Source organism: Exiguobacterium sp. UBA3491, from assembly GCF_002377745.1.
Classification (GTDB): Bacteria; Bacillota; Bacilli; order Exiguobacteriales; family Exiguobacteriaceae; genus Exiguobacterium_A.
In genome coordinates, this window is the sequence record NZ_DFQK01000021.1 from 247100 (window position 1) to 264233 (window position 17134).

Sequence of the window (17134 nt, forward strand, 5' to 3'; positions counted from 1 at the left end):
GGAAAGCTGAAGCTTTATATCGGCTCAGCTCCTGGTGTCGGAAAGACGTATAAGATGCTTGCCGATGCACGAACCTTGACGCTTGAAGGCAAGGATGTCGTCATCGGTCTGATCGAGACGCACGGTCGAAAAGAGACGGCGGAGATGGTCGGACAGCTCGAACAAGTCCCGTTACTTGAAGTCGTCTATAAAGAGAAAGTGTTTCCTGAGGTGAACGTGGACGCGATCATTGCCCGTCACCCGGATATTGTCTTGATCGATGAACTGGCGCATACGAATGCTCCCGGATCAGAACGGAAAAAACGCTATCAAGATGTCGCGGCACTCCTTGACGCCGGGATCAACGTTTACTCGGCCGTCAACATCCAGCACTTCGAAAGCTTACTCTTTAAAGTCAAAGAAGTGACGGGTGTCGAGGTCCGGGAGCGAATCCCGGATCCATTTCTCGGAGAGGCCGATGAGATCTTACTCGTCGACGTGACGCCGCAAACGTTACGGGAGAGACTCGAGCAAGGGAAAATCTACAAGAAAGAAAAGATTGAACAGAGTCTGAATTCGTTCTTCTCGCTTCAGAATCTCGCTAGCTTACGGGAGTTATCGTTACGACAAGTCGCGGACGAAGTCGACGATCAAGTCTATCAATCACGTTTGTTGATTGAAAAAGACCCAGCGACATTACAAGAACGGATTCTCGTCTGCATCCAGCTTAATGATAACGCGCGAAAGTTGATCTATCGCGGATTTCGCATGGCAAGTCGATTAAAGGCGGAACTGTATGTTCTGACGATTTTACCGACAGCGGAAAATCAATTGAATGCGAAACAGAAGGAAGTGCTTGCGATGGTGCGGGAGAGTGGTGCCTTGTTCGGAGCAAAAGTGCTGATCCGGATTCAAGGCGAACGTTCGATTGCTCAAGCGATTACCGCCGCTGCCAAACATCATCGCATCACGCAAATCGTTCTCGGTCAATCCGCGCGGACCCGCTGGCAGGAAATCCGACGTGGATCGATCATTAATGAAATCATGCGTCATGTCCGCGGCATCGATATCCAAATCGTCGCCGATGACTTAGAACGCTAGGGGAGCCCTTCCGCGTAAATGCAGGGGTTTTCTTCACAAGATCATCAGTCTATCGTTTCATAAGACGAACGAGTCAGTTGGTCATCCTCCCTTTCCGCAGGCGGGAGGTAAGCTGCGACATCCTCGCATTTCATACCGTCTACCGGGTCTTACCTATCCCTGTCGAAAGCGTCGAGCGCGCTTTCTTTTCCTGCAGGAGTTGAGGATGATCCTGCTCGTTCGCTACTAATGAAAAAGGAAAGACCGTTCCGGTGGGATCACCAGAACGGTCTTTCCTTTTTTGATGTTGGAACACATTCATTGATTTAAAGACGTTGGTTCATCGTCTCCTTAACGAGCGAAGACTGGAATATCAAAGACAGCTGTGTAGCTATCCATCTGTTGATAGAGTGAATAGATCCGAGACGTTTGCTTAACGGCCCATCCCATGTCTGTTGCGTATTGATGGCTACCAGGACGCATCGGACTCCAACGCATCTTGTAGAGCGTGTTTTGTCCGTATTCATTATGGATGTACTTCGTGCTGATGAATTCGGCACCACCGACGATTGCCGCTTCTGGTGTAAACCAGCCCATTTTATAGGCATAAGCAGCGCCGGTGTTGATCGCATCATAATCATACGCACCGATTCCATACATGTTATAGACTTTACGTCCATTCCATGTCACACCCATTGCCAGTTTTGATTGTCCATTGCCTGTCTCAAGTAAAGCGTGTGAGATCAAGTAAGCTTCGTTGACGCTGTATTTTTGACCAGCATCGATGAACGCTTGTCCACAACTACCGTTGCTACACTTGTTGAAGATCCCGAGTCCTTTCGTTACGTTCGCTAACATCTTATCAAGTGTCGCAGCCGATGCTCCTGTCGTTTTCGAGAGATCGAGGAACTGATAGAAGGCAGAAGAGTTGCGGTCGACTTTCAGTGGATCGGCAACATCACGGACGTCCGTTTCGAGGGCATTCAACCATTGGATCGTTGAGTAACCACTTGTCGCACTCGTGTAGACACGTGGCTTTGTCGTATAGAAGCCACTGACTGATTGATAGACGCGAATCATTCGACCAGGTTGGAACTGACCGTAGACGTGACTCGCCGTCGAAGCACCAGAGCGGATGTTAAGTGGTGTCGTCGCTGTGACAGTCGCAATGGTTCCATTGACTGGATCAAGTGCGCCGCCGAGACGGACGTAACCCGTACTGACATACATCAATTTATCTTTATAGATATCCGTTTGTGGTGGTGGGTTCAGTTTCATCTGGGCGCTGATGAAGGTATCGAACGTATACGGTGTCGCGACAGAATTATAGACGTTTAATTTCGAAGAAGTCGTCACGAACGCCCCCTTATACGCGTACCCACTTTTTCCATCATACGAAATCTTATACCAATCACCGATTTGACCGGAGACAGTAACGACGAGGTTTTTCGGAATCGTCTTGATGACGTTGTAGGAGCTACCGACATAAGACCGTAAGGCAGCGTCTGATGTTGCCCGTACATACATTTTGTCCTTTGATTCATATTTGATCGATGACGTATTTTGTCCGGTACGGATATAACCCGTTTTCCCGTCGATCGTTACTTTATGCCACGACGTGTTCGTGTACGACGTGATCAAAGCAGAAGTGTAATAGACATTTCCGAACGCGAGTGTCGTGACATTCGATGCTTGATCGTCCGGTGCTTGTTTGACGACGAGCGATTCATTCGCCAGGAAGCGTGCACCTGTGATCTTTTTCGTTTCGGTATACGGTGTCAGTGTTGATTTTAAGACATAGCCATTTTTCCCAGCGTAGCTGATCTTTAACCACTGATCGAGACTGCCTGTTACTTGAACGACGGCTGCTTTTGGCAGCTTAGCCACTGTCGCATAAGCAGAACCGGCATCCGACTGGAGTGTCGTATCCGTCGTTGCTTGATAGCGGTGATTATTAACGCTCTCATAGGTGACCGGTGAACCTTGATTGATTTGAACGTAGCCGGTCTTCCCATCGACTGTCAGGCGATGCCATTGCTCGGAATGACCATTCGTGACGACTTGATTCGTCGTGTAGACGTCTCCAGAAGAAAGGCGAACGACGGTTTCTGCTGTCGCATGGTGCGATGCTTTCACTTCGACGGTACGTTCAAGGCGATAATAAGAAGAAGGAATCGATTGCGTCATGACTTTTTCCTTGGCGTAACGTGAAGCGATATAACCCGTCTTCCCGCTGTAAGTCACGCGATACCAGTCATCGATCATTCCAGTGACGGTGATGCTTGTGCCAGAAGGAATCGTTTTAACGGTCGCGTAATTGTTTCCGGCATACGAGCGAAGTGGAGTCGAAGCCGTCGTCTGCATGACGATCCGGTCCGATTGGTACTGCACGCTCTTGCCTTGGTTGACTGGGATGTAGCCCGTCTTTCCATCTTTGCTTACACGATGCCATTGCTGTCCGTTTGACGTGACGAGCTGTGTCGTGTAATAGATGTCACCGCTCTGCAGTGTTGCAAGTGTCGATGCTTGTGCGTCGGGTGAAGATTTGATGGAAACTGCTTTTTCAAGCTCAAAGCGTGCACCTGCAATTTTCTGCTTCGTTGCAAGTGTCGTAAACGTGTTTGATGCGGCATATCCCGTTTTACCGTTATAACTGACCCGGTACCAATTCCCGATTCGTCCAGAAATTTTGATGACGGTATTGCTCGGGATCGTTTGCACTGTTGCATACGATGGACCCGCATAGGAACGAATCGCCGTCGATGCCGTCGTTTTTAAAGAGAGGTTTGATTCAGTTTCGTAAGCAATCGCTGTCCCTTGATTGGCTGGTACGAATCCGATTTTGCCTTCCTTCGATACTTGATGCCATGTTTCGCCGAGCGGATTCGTCACACGTGTTTTCGTATAATAGACGTTTCCGGCACTCAGTGTCGCAAGTGTTTTTGCATTCGCGGCAGGTGTCGTTTTGATGACGAGTGGTGATGTCAACAAGAAGCGTGAAGACGGAAGCTTTGTTTTTTCTGTGTACTCTGCCAACGTAGCGGATAAGACATACCCTGTCTTTCCGGCATATGTGACTTGATGATAAATTGCCGTCTTAGCATTCGAAGTGACGACCGTACCTTTTGGTAGACTCGCTAGACTTTGTTTTGCCTCGGCTTGACTGTAAAGTGGTGTCACACTTTTTGTCTGATACCGTGTTTGTGGAATCAGTGTCACATTTTGCTTTTCAGAAGAGGCGAACGCATCTTGATGCATGTAGCCTGTCTCCCCGTCGTACTGGATACTGACCCATTTTTCGATCCGGCCGACGACTTTGACGTCTTTTCCAGATGGAATGGTCTGAACTTTGGGATAACCTGTTCCGGCGTACTGACGCAAGATGTAAGCATCGATCGTTTTTAACGTCGTGTTCGTCACCTTTTTATAGGCGACCGCTTTTGCGCCAGCAATGACATAGCCTGTCTTGCCGTCATATTTGACGCGGTACCATGTCTCGCCATATGGATTCGTCACACGTTGTGACGTGTAGTACACATCCTCTTCGTTCAACGTGCCGATCGTCGTTGCAGTATCCACTGCTGTCTTTTTGATCGGTGTCTTTTTGAGGACAAGGTAGCGCTGTCCTGAAACGGATTGTTTCTTTTCGTACAGCGTGAGGTATTTCGACGCAACATATCCCGTTTTTCCAGCATATGTGACCCTTCTGAACGAGCCAGAAGCATACGTGGATGAAACGACAGTTCCGGTCTTGATCGTCAACAAGCGTTTCCGAGAAGATGCCGTCTTATCGTACAGATAACTATCGGTAGACAGACGATAGGTCGTCGCTTTCGTCGTTGCTGCTTCAGCTACGGGTAAAGATGTTAAAACGATGCTGAAAACGATGAGAAAGCTTGCGAACACCTTCAAGGTCTTCGAGAATGATGTCGTGTTCAAAGTATCTTTCCTCCTAGTAGATATTCGTCTGGATGGACGGAATCGGCTTCTAGGATGTCTAAGTCTAAGTTGTTAAATCTATTGCCTGTCCTTACTATCGACAATATCGGATTTTTATGAATAAGATGTTGGATATTTTTGAAAAAAGGGGACTGGTTTTTTGAAAAACCCTCCTGTTTTTTAAACAAGAGGGAATATGGTTAGATATTGAGACGTGCGAGGATTTCTGTTAAATTCGTCGTCGGGCGTTCACAAGCAAAATCATGACAGAGGTAAGCCATTGGCTCGTCTGGTTCTGGATAATCCGCGAGGAGTGGGACGTGCGGAAGAAGATCGCGCTTCGTACCGATCAACAAAGCAACTTCCGGTAAGCGTAACTGTTGCAGTTGCTTGATTTCGAGCGGGATGTCTACTTCTTCCGGAAGCAAGATAATCAATTCCTTCGGTTCCATCTGCCGGTAGGTGAAGGTACTGACAAGTGAGGCGAATCCGGTCGGTTGTTGCTCAACTTCCTCTATTAAGGTTGCGAGAGCCCGTTCAGCACTCTCTTGATAAACGAGACGACCAGTAAGACGACTGAGCGTGAAAAGGGCGTTCAAGGCAACGCTATTTCCGGCAGGTGTGACGCCATCATACAGATCGAGTGGACGAACAAGTAGTTTGTCGGAGCGTGACGACGTCAGATAAAAATAACCATCTACTGTCTGGAATTGATCCTGCAGCACATCTGCGAAAGCTAAAGCTTCCTTTAGATGGAGAGCATGGTGTGTAGACTGGAATAGTTCAAGATGTGCATCAATCATGTACGCATAGTCATCGAGGAAACCGTGACCGGTCACTTGGCCATCGCGGTAATGGACAGCAAGGTGCTGTTCGGTACGAACGAATCGTTCGAGGGACGTCATGGCACGCGTTGCGACATGCGTATAATGCGGTTCGCCAAGGACACGGCCGGCTTTAGCGAACGTCGAGATCATCATCGCATTCCACGATGTCAACCGTTTATCATCACGGAACGGTCGCATGCGTTCATTTCGCGCACGAAGAAGAATTTGGCGCTCGTGTTCGAGTTGCGACGCTGTTTCAGCAAGCGACAAGTGAATAGAACGTGCGAATGCCTCGAGTGTTCGTCCTGTCCGGTAAAAGACGTTCCGTCCATCAAAGTTTCCCGATGATGAAGCATGATAGAAGCGGGGGAACAGCGCGTCTGGCCCGAGTAGGTCGGTCAGCTCACGCTCCGTGAACGTATAAAAATGTCCTTCGCCCCCTTCGCTATCTGCATCCAGTGCGGCATAAAAGGTGCCGTCCGGTGCGGTCAGCTCCTGTTCTACAAACGTCAGCACTTCTTCTGCATAGCGACGGAAGCGAATTTGACCCGATGCTTGATACGTTTCGATGCATACTGTCGCAAACCAGGCATTGTCATAGAGCATCTTCTCGAAATGAGGAATTTCCCACTTGGCATCGACCGTGTAGCGGAATAGACCGTAGCCGACTTGATCCGTCATCCCGCCGTCACGCATCGCGATCAGCGATCGCATGACCATATGAAGTGCCGTCTCGTCTTCCGCGAACTGATAATAATCGAGCAAGAAACGGAGCAGGGCAGGCGACGGGAACTTCGGCGCCTCTCCGAATCCGCCATGTTGACGATCAAATCGTCGCATCGCTTGATCGAAAGTGTCATGAATGATCGATTCATCCCAAGTACGGGTAGACGTCGCAGGCTGCAATACGTCGCGAAGCGTCTGCGACATATTCTGACCGACTTGTGCGATTTTCTCTGGTGAACGGCGGAATTGTTCGCTGAGCTGGAGTGTCACTTGACGAAAACTCGGACGATTGAACTGAGGCGTTTTTGGAAAATACGTGCCGATATAAAATGGCTGTTGGTCCGCTGTCATGAAGACGCTCAGCGGCCAGCCGCCTTGTCCATTCATGACTTGAGCAGCCGTCATGTACAAATGATCGATGTCGGGACGTTCTTCTCGGTCGACTTTGATCGAGATATAGCGTTCATTTAAGAGTCGTGCCGTTTCTTCATCTTCGAAACTTTCGCGAGACAGCATATGGCACCAGTGACACGTCGAATACCCGATCGATAAAAAGATTGGCTTACCAGTCTCGCGCGCGGCAGTGAAGGCATCCTCACCCCAGGGATACCAATCGACAGGGTGGTGGGCATGTTGCAATAGATAGGGACTCGTTTCATGGATAAGTCGATTCGACATGATGGATTTCCCTCGTTTCTTCTATAGTAATGAGTCCTCTTCACGATACTCGGCTTTTGTAGCAGGTGCAACTCTGATTCCAAGACGAGGGAAAACGATTTTCTAAAAGAAAGATTGACTTTATAAAAGAAAGTATGATAGATTAATATAAGTCATGAATCGGGGATGATCACTCATGTGAGAATCTTCAATCCATATCATACAATTAAATCGACAGGTCAGGATTTTTAGACCGCTACTGACAAATGAGTCAGACATAAGTCATCGCTTTTATTTTGTCCTTCTTCATACTACGGGAAGAAGTCGACCCAGCAAGATAAACCTTCCAATCGATAGTTTTCCGCTCATTCCCGAGCTATTTCTAAAAATCCCAGTATCATGCGTCCGTTGCAGACGCATCACGATTCTTGCTAAAATGCTTGATTCAGCTGGCGCGGCCAAGGAGCCGTAACAACGAAAGAGAGGTAGGGCTTTCGTCGTTTCAGGTGTTTTGATCACCTGTAATCCTCGATTCTCATGACAACCAAAAACAACGACACGCTGATGAGGCGTTTTTTTTATGCCTTTTTTCGGGTAAAGCGGAAAGAAGGGGGTGACGACATGCCATGGAATGAGAACAACTATCCGGATTCATTCAAGAACTTTGATCCACCGCTTCGAAAAAAAGCGATTGAGATCGCGAACGCTTTGTTAGAAGAAGGGTATGAAGAGGGACGCGCTATTCCGATTGCGACATCACAAGCTGAAAAATGGTACGAAAGTCACAAAAACGAACAATAAAATATTGTAAGCGGTACCATTTCTTTCATTTGCGAAGGATGGTATCTTTTTTTACGAAAAATATACACTCTTTTGAATATGATCTGATATTATAAAGAAGTGTCAGAAAATTCAATAGGGGGTCACATCATGAAATACGGCAGTACGTTTGGAAAGTGGGCATTGGCCGGAGTATTGACTGCAGGAATCCTTCCACAAGCGGGTCTTGTCGGGGCAGAAGGCGAAGGCGTCATCTTGTCTGAATACATAGAAGGAACAAGTAACAACAAGGCAATCGAGCTATACAATGTATCGGGGCAAATCATTGATTTAGCAGACTATACACTCGTTCAATACACGAACGGTGGACCATCTGAGTCCAAAATCACATTATCGGGGAAAGTAGATCCAGGTAAAACATTCGTTATCGCGAATGCAAGTGCGAATGCAGACATCAAAGCAAAAGCGCAAATGACGACGGGTTCGTTGAACTTCAATGGAAATGATCCGGTTGCATTAAAAAAGGGCGACGTCGTTCTTGATATCATCGGACCGCTCGGTTCATCAGTTGATTTCGCAAAAGACACAACACTTGTTCGGAAATCAGGTATTACATCAGGTGTTAAGACGTATGAACCATCACAGTGGACGAGCTTTCCTGTCGATACACTGACGAATCTCGGTAGCCATCAGACGGAAGGCGGCGATATTCTCGTTGCACCAACGGCTACTCCAGTTGGTGAGGTCGAGCGTGGGGACCAAGTGACACTGTCAGGTGAAGGAACGATTCATTATACAGTTGATGGTACGACACCGACTGTTGACAGTCCGGTTTACACATCACCGATTACGATCAATGACGAAGTGACGATTCAAGCGGTTGCTGTCAAGGATGGGAAAACGTCAGCTGTCTCGACATTCAAGTACTACATCGCACCACCAATCACTAAAATCAGCAGTATCCAAGGCGTCGCGCACACATCACCATACGCAGATCAACTCGTCCGGACGACGGGCGTCGTCACGTATGTCGTTGATGCGAACAACTTCTATATGCAGGATCCAAATCCGGATAACGACAGCCGGACATCAGAAGGTATTCTCGTCTACGCGAAAAACCACGGTGCTGCCGTTGGACAAAAGGTCGCGACGACAGGTTACGTCAAGGAATGGATCCTTGGCGGATACAGCGATAAATTCGATACGGATCTAGCCGTTACGGAAATCAGTACGGTCAATCTCGTAAAGGGTGCGCTCAACGAAGGGTTACCAGCGAGTATCGTCCTTGGTGATAAAGGCGTCTTGATTCCGACTCAAGTCGTCGATAACGATTCCTTCGCTCAGTTTGACCCGGAAGAAGATGCGATCGATTTATACGAAAGCTTAGAAGGCATGCGTGTTGCTTTACCGAACGCGATCGTCACAGGACCACAAGCGAACCGGACGATCCCAGTTCGTACACAAACAGACGCAAATAAGGTCTATACGAAACGTGGCACACCGATTCTGACGAAGGACAACGTCAATCCGGAGCGCTTGTTCGTCGAGATGGGAAGTTCATCGTATCGTGCGAAAGCCGGAGACACATTCGATGGAACGATTGAGGGTGTCATGAGCTACAACTATTCGGCTTACAAAGTACTCGCAAAAGCAGCAGACCTTCCGAAACTCGTTACGAGCGAAGTGGAACGTCAACCGACGAACATCGAAACGGGTGAATCACGCCTGACTGTCGCTTCATACAATGTCGAGAACTTCGCGTCGACAGCGGATGCTGGAAAAGTTGATCGTGTCTCGGAAGGCATCGCGACATTCCTGAAGACACCAGACATCGTTGGTTTGACAGAGATGCAGGATAACGACGGCGCAACGGATAGCGGCACAGTCGACGCTTCGAAATCATTTGAGACATTGATCGCAGCGATCGAAGCAAAAACAGGTGTCCGGTATGCGTATACGGACATCGCACCAGAAGATAAAAAGGACGGCGGGCAACCAGGCGGAAACATCCGTGTCGGGTTCCTCTACAATCCAGCACGTGTATCACTCGCACCAGGAGAAAAAGGTGGAGCGACGGAAGCCGTGGCAGTTGAAAATGGCAAGCTGACGAAAAACCCGGGTCGCATTCAGCCGACGGATCCGAACTTCGCGAGTTCGCGGAAACCGCTCGTCGCGGAATTCCTCTTCAATGGTGATTCATATCATGTCATCGTCAACCACTTCAACTCAAAAGGTGGCGATGGAGCTGACTTCGGTAAAAACCAACCGGTCGTTCGTAAGAGTGAGGTCCAGCGTCATGCGATTGCGAACATCGTCCAAAACTTCGTCTCTGAATTGAAGACGGAAGTCAAAGATTCGAATGTCGTCGTTCTTGGTGACTTGAACGACTTCCAGTTCTCAGAAACGTTAGACATCCTGAAAGGGAAAAATCTCTGGAATACAGTCGATGATCTTCCGAAATCTGAGCGTTACTCATACGTCTACAACGGAAATGCGCAAGTGCTCGACCATATCTTAATTTCGAATAACTTGAAGTCGTATACATCGTCAGATATCGTCAACATCAACTCGGATTACATGGAAGCAGACGGTAGCGCGAGTGACCACGATCCAGCGATCATCTCGATTCAAGGTGCACAAACGGCAGTACCGGTCAAAGGAAAAGCAGAAATCGGCATCTGGCGTGCTGTTCAAAAAGGGAAGCATATCTTCATTGAACGTAAATTGGGTCGCAACTGGGATAAAGCCAGTGAAACACACGCCGATCAACAAGGTGAATTGCTCGCACTTCGCGTGTCTCAAGGGCGTCCATATATTCAAGTGAAGACAATCAAAGGCAAAACGATCTGGCTTGAATTGTCGAACAAATACAAACTAGCTGAAACAACGAAATACCAATAAAATCAAAAAAAGCGGACTTAGCGGTCCGCTTTTTTGCGTGCTGGGATAAAGAGTAAAAGAAGTGAGAGTGTACTGATCGAGAGTGTGGAAATTAAGGCAACGGGTAACGGGATGGCACGGAACATATACGTGAAGTGAATGATGATCAATAATAGAATGATAGCGAGACCAGGAATGAATTGTTTTGAGAGCAACATACCGGAACCTGGAACGAGTATTTCAAATCCAAGTCGTTGATTGAGACGAACATCTTCGTGGGCATTGGCTAAGCTAAAGGATACAGTCAAGGCGACAAGGATCATCCAGCCGGAGAATAAGTATTGTTGAATGGGTAAAAAGGCAATGGATTCATAAATGAAATACAGTAAAACCATAGGTCAGCTCCTTCATATCATTATGTTATTTGGAAAAGCATTGAAAGTTTGGCTTACGAATTTTAATGATACCGAGTCAAGATTCGGAGAGCAACCAAAATTCGCTGAGAATGAAATAAAAGAATGTTCACACATTTTAAGAAAAGGGGAATATACTTTAGTCTCTGTACTAAATGTTTTCAAGAATCGTTTAAAAGAAAGCATTTCACTAAAGGAAGAGCGTTCTCATGAAATGTGTCAGGTTTGTGGACGGAAGATGTGATTTAGACAAATGAGAGTCAATGACTGTTCGGGGGAAACAATTTCTTTTAAAATAAAGGTAATGAGATTAAAGGAGGCGAAACGACGACATGAAAAAATGCTTGATCATCGGAGTAGCAGCGGTAGCCTTTTTCGGCTACGAAAACATTCCAATGGAACAGGCAGAAGCCGATTACCCGAAAAGTGGCGGCAAGCTGATTGATCGATATAGCAGTGAGTATCCCGGATATGACTGGGAAGTCAGACGGACTTCAACGGAAGAATTCGTCGCCTTAACGAAGGATGGTAAAGACTACGGAAAGTATCGTTTCAAAAACGGTGTGACGACACAAGGTGCAGTATTGAATAAGGATACGGAATCCTCCTTGAAGAAAAAGGGGTGGTCCGCAGTGAAGTCCTATCGTAAAGGCAACACAAACTACATGCTGAATCTGGACCATGCCGCCGTTTATGAGAAGAAAGGCAACTATGTGACGTACTTTTTCGATCAACATGACGGCAATAAAGTCAAAGCGACACTTGCGATTCCGAAAGACGTCGAAGCGAAGAAAAAAGGCTTCTACGGTACATCGTCAAAAGCGCTACGGACGACGGATGAGAAACTGATGCTTCGCTTGATGAACTGGGAACGCGTTGATTATAAGTTGAGTCCGTTAGCACCGTACACAGCATTGAAGCCGGTCACCCGTGGTCACAGCGAAAACATGGCGAAACATAATTTCTTCTCGCATACAGATCCACAAGGTCGTGATCCGTTCGACCGGATGAAACGCGGAGGAATCACGTTCAGCTATGCTGGCGAAAACCTCTCGATGGGGTATCCGAACGTCTTTGCGGCGCATTGGGGTCTAATGAATTCACAAGGACACCGAGAAAATATCTTGAAAAAAGAGTACAAGCAAGCCGATGTCGGTGTGGCATTCCGAGACAACGCACCGTACTTCACGATTAATTTCCGAACACCTTAAGTATGTAAAAAAGAGGATGACATTTCACGATGTCGTTCTCTTTTTCATGAGATTGTTTGTTTTATACTAAAGGCAGGAGGTGGGGCGATTGGAAATCCGTCGATTGAATCCAGAAGATGCAGTAATTTATAAAGCATTGCGATTAGAAGCATTACAGAATCATCCGGAAGCATTCGGTTCTGATTATGATGCAGAAAAAGATCGGCCGGTCGACCAGTACGCTATGCGTTTTCAAAGTGAACAAGCAGCGACGTTCGGTGCGTTTCATGAAGGAGAGCTCGTCGGTGTCGTCACGATTGTCTGCTCCGATCCGGTCAAGATGCGACATCGAGCGAATTTATTCGCGATGTACGTCACACCACGCGCCCGAAAACAACAGGTCGGACGGCAACTCGTAGAAGAGGCATTACGTACATTAAAGCAGCATCCTGTGATCGAGCAAGTCCATCTCTCGGTCGTCCGGACGAATGAAGCTGCTAAAGCGTTGTATCGATCACTTGGTTTTGAATCATACGCGATCGAACCACGGGCGCTGAAAGTCGATGATACCTATCATGATGAAGAGCTGATGTGGTATCGGTTCTAACACAAAACAACCGGATTTCAAAGAGATTGTCTCTTTGGAATCCGGTTGTTTTTTATCAGTTTGCCCATTCAGGCTTGCTGAAGCCTTTGAATGATTTTTCGATGACTGTGTTGAACGCATCCGATTCGACAGCTGCCTTCAAATCTTTTGCGACTTGTGAGTCCGCATCTTTCGTTTGGACAGCGACGAGGTTCCGGTACTGCTCGTCCATTGTCTCGAGCGCTAACGCATCGAGTAAATCGAATTTCGCAGCCAAAGCGAAGTTCCCTGGAACGGCTGAGATATCGACGCTTTCGACGGCGCGTGGTAGTTGAGCCGCCTCGAGTGGTTTAATGACGAGTTTCTTCGGATTCTTAACGATATCTTTCTCTGAAACAGTCAGTGGATCAACATCTGGCTTCAGTTCAATCCAGCCTTGTTCCGCAAGTAAGTTCAACGCCCGCGCTTGGTTCGTCGGATCATTCGGCGTCGCGACTTCAGCACCCGTCTTGACGTCGTCAAGTGTCTTCGCCGTTTTACTATACAGTCCCATCGGTGCCGTCGGGACAGTGATGAGTCCTTTAAGGTCGAGCTTCTTTTCTTTAGAGAACGTCTTCAGGTAAATCGAGTGTTGGAATAAGTTAGCATCGATATTGCCGCTACCGAGTGCGATGTTAGGTTGGATATAATCGCTGAATTCGACGATTTCGACTTTATAGCCTTTCTTTTCGAGTTGCGGTTGAATCGCTTGTTTGACCATGTCGCTATAAGGTCCGCTTGTCGCTCCAATCTTGATCGTCTTGTCTTTTTCATCAGCGCTGCTGTCTCCGCATCCTGCGAGGATTCCTGCACCAAGTAAGGCTGTAGCTAAAAAGGCATATCGTTTTTTCATGATTCAACTCTCCCTTTATATGTATGATTAGCGCTTGTCTGTTTTTCGCGCCAGTTGATTGCCAAGTGCTTGAATGCTCTGGACGATGACGATGAGGACGACGATCGTCACGATCATGATGAGATTATCATAGCGATAATAGCCGAAGCGGATCGCGAGGTCACCGACACCTCCGCCGCCGACGATCCCAGCCATTGCCGAGAAGCCGATCAAACTGATCGTCGTTAGCGTGATGCCCTGAATGATGCCAGGGAGTGCTTCTGGTAAAAGGATACTGACGATGATCCGTAATGGTTTCGCACCGCACGCTTCCGCTGCTTCGATCAAACCAGGTGGAATCTCACGCAGTGATGTTTCGACGAGTCGTGCGAGAAACGGAATCGCTGCGACACTGAGGCTGACGGATGCTGCTGTCGGACCAATCGTATTATCAAGCAAAAATTTCGTTAATGGAATGAGGGCAACAAGCAAGATGATGAACGGCAAAGACCGGACGATGTTGACGACGAAGTCAAGAACACGGCGGACGGCAAGGTTTTGAAAAAATAATCCGCGGTCGGTGACGAACAAGAGAATCCCGAGCGGAATCCCGACGACCAATGCGAAGGCAAGTGAAATTCCGACCATCCACGCCGTCTCACCGAGCGCCTTCAACAACTCGGGTAACATCGTTTGAATACGATCAAGCCACATCCTGAATCACCTCGAGTGTATGAAGTTCCGTCGCGAGCCAGTCGAGGGCAGGTGCGATTTGATCGGAGGATCCCGTCAAGCTGACGATTAGGACACCAAAAGCGACGTCTTGGATGTAATCGACTTTTCCGTGCAGGATGCTGACCGAGATATCGTATCGACGGATGGCTTCCGACAACGTACTTTCACCGGTCTTCTCGCCCGTGAACTGTAGGCGGATGATCTTTCCCGGTGTCGCTTGCAAGATGCGTTCCGGTAGCTCGATCTGGAGTGCCGTGTCGACGTAATGTTGTGTCACCGGATGTTTGGCTTGACTGAACAAATCGTATGTAGAGGCAACTTCGACGACTTCCCCTTGCGACATGACCGCGACACGATGGCAAATCTGTTTGACGACATCGATCTCATGCGTGATGAGGACGATCGTCAATCCGAGTCGTTCATTCAAATCTTTCAACAAATCTAAAATCTGCAGCGTCGTGACCGGATCAAGGGCAGAGGTCGCTTCGTCACATAACAAGACGGTTGGATCATTCGCGAGTGCCCGGGCAATCCCGACGCGCTGTTTCTGTCCGCCGCTCAACTGACTCGGGAAGTTCGTCTCGAATCCTTCGAGTCCGACGAGCGAGACGAGTTCACGGATCCGTTCCGGAAAATCTGCTCGTTTGACGCCGGCAGCCTTCAGTGCAAAAGCAATGTTATCTGCGACATTACGCGACTGGATCAATTGGAAATGCTGAAAGATCATTCCTGTCCGCAAGCGAAGTTGACGCAAATCTGCTTTTGACATCCCGCCGAGCGAGACACCGTCGACCTTTACCGTTCCTTGTGTCGGATGCTCGAGACCGTTGATCAGACGAAGCAACGTACTCTTACCGGCACCGGATTCACCGATGATCCCAAAAATTTCTCCTTTTTGAATCGTCAAATCGACATCTCGTAATGCAAAAATCGGGGTCCGGTCTCGGACGAACCGTTTCGTAATCTGTTTGAATTCAATCATCTGCTCATCTCCTCATACAAAAAAAGTCGCTTTTTCCTAGTAGCAGAGCAACCAGAAAAAGCGACGAAAGTGTAAGATTTCGTAACTTATCTCTCAGAATGAATCCATTCTGTAGGATGTGGCACCGTTCCTGATAGGTGGTTGCCGGACGTCGTTGGGCCTAATCCCTCGGTCGCTCTCGATAAGTAGTTATGCTGTTGGGATTTACTTTAACGGAAATGATTCCCATCTGTCAAATGTTTTTTCAGAATTATTCTGCAACAGGTGTCCGGAACAGGTTGAGCGTTCCGATTCGATCGACGGCTTCTTCTAGACGTTCGACGTCAGCAATCAAGCTGATCCGGACGTAGCCTTCACCGTATTCGCCGAAGAAGGATCCAGGGGTTACAGCGACGTGTGCTTCGTCAAGCAGGTGATCGGTGAAGCTTTGGGACGTGTAACCTTCAGGAACAGGAAGCCAGACGAAGAAGGAACCGCCCGGACGTGGTCCACTCCAGCCAATCGCATCGAGTTTCGCGAACAACGCATCGCGTCGTGTTTCGTACAGACTACTTAACTCGCGGACACATGTCTGGTCACTCGTCAGAGCGACGGTCGCTGCATGTTGGATCGGTGTGAAGGCACTGACGTAGAGATGTTCCTGATACGTCTCGATGCTTGAGATGACGGACGGATTTCCGATCGCGAAAGCGATTCGGAAGCCAGACATGTTGAAGCGTTTCGAGAGTGAGAACAACTCGATTCCGACCTCCTTCGCCCCTTCCGTCTGCAAGAAGCTTCGTGTGGGACCATCAAAGCTGATGCCGCCGTAGGCTAAATCATGGACGACACAAATATCATGGGCATCCGCGAAGGCAACGGTCTGTTCGAAGGCTTCTGCTGTCGCTGTCGCACCTGTCGGATTACTCGGGTAATTGAGGAACAACATCCGGGCGCGCTCGACATCTGTCGTATCAAGTAAATCGTAATCCGGCAGGAAGTTATTTTTCTCAAGCAATGGAAGCGTAATCGGGTAAGCGCCAGCAAGTGCTGCTCCAGACAGGTAATCCGGGTACCCCGGATCCGGGACGATGACACCTTCTCCAGGATTGACGATCGTTTGTGGTAAGGCGACGATTCCGGCTTTACTACCGAGAAGAATTGCGACCTCGGTTGCCGGATCGATCGTGACGCCGAATTCGTTCGCATAAAAGCTCGCGACGGCTTGCTTTAGAAAATCATGTCCACGAAATGGTGGATATTGAAGGTTTGTTGGCTCATCGATCGCCTGTTTCAAGGCGTCGAGAATATGTACGGGCGTCGTTTGATCGGGTGTTCCTTGACCAAGGGTAATGACATCATGCCCGGCAGCTTTCACAGCACCGATCCGGTTCGCAAGTTCAGCGAAAACGGGAGCAGGAAGCCGATCGATGGCGATGGATGGAGCGAAATGTTTCATGGATGTGTGCCTCCTTCGTAGTATTGTCGTCAAGGATAACGAATATTCAGT

Annotated in this window: 12 protein-coding genes and 1 riboswitch; of the genes, 5 read left to right on the top strand and 7 right to left on the bottom strand. The window is 48.2% G+C overall.

All coding sequences use genetic code 11. From position 1 onward, the window contains the following. A partial coding sequence (locus B4F99_RS08195) for a universal stress protein (protein ID WP_290756687.1) occupies positions 1–1080 on the top strand: 1080 nt, incomplete at its 5' end. A gap of 330 nt (positions 1081–1410) precedes the next feature. Here B4F99_RS08195 and B4F99_RS08200 read toward each other — a convergent pair. Both B4F99_RS08200 and B4F99_RS08205 read right to left on the bottom strand, forming a co-directional pair. Next, entirely contained in the window at positions 1411–4998 is a 3588-nt protein-coding gene (locus B4F99_RS08200; protein ID WP_290756690.1) for an SH3 domain-containing protein, read from the bottom strand. Between the two features lie 200 nt (positions 4999–5198). Next, a complete protein-coding gene (locus B4F99_RS08205; protein WP_290756692.1) occupies positions 5199–7229 on the bottom strand; it encodes a thioredoxin domain-containing protein in 2031 nt (676 codons plus the stop codon). 600 nt (positions 7230–7829) lie between these two features. Between B4F99_RS08205 and B4F99_RS08210 the strand changes: the two genes are divergently transcribed. Both B4F99_RS08210 and B4F99_RS08215 read left to right on the top strand, forming a co-directional pair. Continuing rightward, positions 7830–8009, top strand: coding sequence for a hypothetical protein (locus tag B4F99_RS08210; protein ID WP_214852320.1), 180 nt, complete (start codon positions 7830–7832; stop codon positions 8007–8009). A gap of 129 nt (positions 8010–8138) precedes the next feature. Further along, on the top strand, positions 8139–10889 hold the full coding sequence (locus tag B4F99_RS08215) for an FN3 associated domain-containing protein (protein WP_290756696.1): 2751 nt from the start codon (positions 8139–8141) through the stop codon (positions 10887–10889). Positions 10890–10906: 17 nt separating this feature from the next. Here the strand turns inward: B4F99_RS08215 and B4F99_RS08220 are convergent, their stop codons facing one another. Then, entirely contained in the window at positions 10907–11263 is a 357-nt protein-coding gene (locus B4F99_RS08220) for a hypothetical protein (protein WP_035410328.1), read from the bottom strand. 350 nt (positions 11264–11613) lie between these two features. Here B4F99_RS08220 and B4F99_RS08225 point away from each other — a divergent pair, with 350 nt between their 5' ends. Together B4F99_RS08225 and B4F99_RS08230 are read left to right on the top strand one after the other, a co-directional pair. Next, positions 11614–12492: a CAP domain-containing protein gene (locus B4F99_RS08225; RefSeq protein ID WP_290756699.1), complete on the top strand. Its 879-nt coding sequence runs from the start codon at positions 11614–11616 to the stop codon at positions 12490–12492. A gap of 88 nt (positions 12493–12580) precedes the next feature. Beyond that, positions 12581–13078, top strand: coding sequence for a GNAT family N-acetyltransferase (locus B4F99_RS08230; protein WP_290756702.1), 498 nt, complete (start codon positions 12581–12583; stop codon positions 13076–13078). Between the two features lie 55 nt (positions 13079–13133). Here the strand turns inward: B4F99_RS08230 and B4F99_RS08235 are convergent, their stop codons facing one another. From B4F99_RS08235 to B4F99_RS08250, 4 genes are all read right to left on the bottom strand, one after another. After that, entirely contained in the window at positions 13134–13949 is an 816-nt protein-coding gene (locus B4F99_RS08235; protein WP_290756705.1) for a MetQ/NlpA family ABC transporter substrate-binding protein, read from the bottom strand. 27 nt (positions 13950–13976) lie between these two features. Beyond that, a complete protein-coding gene (locus B4F99_RS08240) occupies positions 13977–14642 on the bottom strand; it encodes a methionine ABC transporter permease (protein ID WP_214852335.1) in 666 nt (221 codons plus the stop codon). Continuing rightward, positions 14632–15645, bottom strand: coding sequence for a methionine ABC transporter ATP-binding protein (locus tag B4F99_RS08245; protein WP_214852337.1), 1014 nt, complete (start codon positions 15643–15645; stop codon positions 14632–14634). Before B4F99_RS08245 ends, B4F99_RS08240 begins: the two co-directional genes overlap by 11 nt. 83 nt (positions 15646–15728) lie before the next feature. After that, positions 15729–15833: riboswitch (SAM riboswitch) on the bottom strand. Positions 15834–15895: 62 nt separating this feature from the next. After that, on the bottom strand, positions 15896–17083 hold the full coding sequence (locus tag B4F99_RS08250; RefSeq protein ID WP_290756710.1) for an aminotransferase class I/II-fold pyridoxal phosphate-dependent enzyme: 1188 nt from the start codon (positions 17081–17083) through the stop codon (positions 15896–15898). Between the last annotated feature and the right edge of the window lie 51 nt (positions 17084–17134).

What these genes read in the sequence shown, in the direction of transcription:
- B4F99_RS08205 (WP_290756692.1), bottom strand. Translation starts at nt 7,229, where the DNA reads ATGTCGAATCGACTTATCCATGAAACGAGTCCCTATCTATTGCAACAT.
- B4F99_RS08210 (WP_214852320.1), top strand. Translation starts at nt 7,830, where the DNA reads ATGCCATGGAATGAGAACAACTATCCGGATTCATTCAAGAACTTTGAT.
- B4F99_RS08215 (WP_290756696.1), top strand. Translation starts at nt 8,139, where the DNA reads ATGAAATACGGCAGTACGTTTGGAAAGTGGGCATTGGCCGGAGTATTG.
- B4F99_RS08220 (WP_035410328.1), bottom strand. Translation starts at nt 11,263, where the DNA reads ATGGTTTTACTGTATTTCATTTATGAATCCATTGCCTTTTTACCCATT.
- B4F99_RS08225 (WP_290756699.1), top strand. Translation starts at nt 11,614, where the DNA reads ATGAAAAAATGCTTGATCATCGGAGTAGCAGCGGTAGCCTTTTTCGGC.
- B4F99_RS08235 (WP_290756705.1), bottom strand. Translation starts at nt 13,949, where the DNA reads ATGAAAAAACGATATGCCTTTTTAGCTACAGCCTTACTTGGTGCAGGA.
- B4F99_RS08240 (WP_214852335.1), bottom strand. Translation starts at nt 14,642, where the DNA reads ATGTGGCTTGATCGTATTCAAACGATGTTACCCGAGTTGTTGAAGGCG.
- B4F99_RS08245 (WP_214852337.1), bottom strand. Translation starts at nt 15,645, where the DNA reads ATGATTGAATTCAAACAGATTACGAAACGGTTCGTCCGAGACCGGACC.
- B4F99_RS08250 (WP_290756710.1), bottom strand. Translation starts at nt 17,083, where the DNA reads ATGAAACATTTCGCTCCATCCATCGCCATCGATCGGCTTCCTGCTCCC.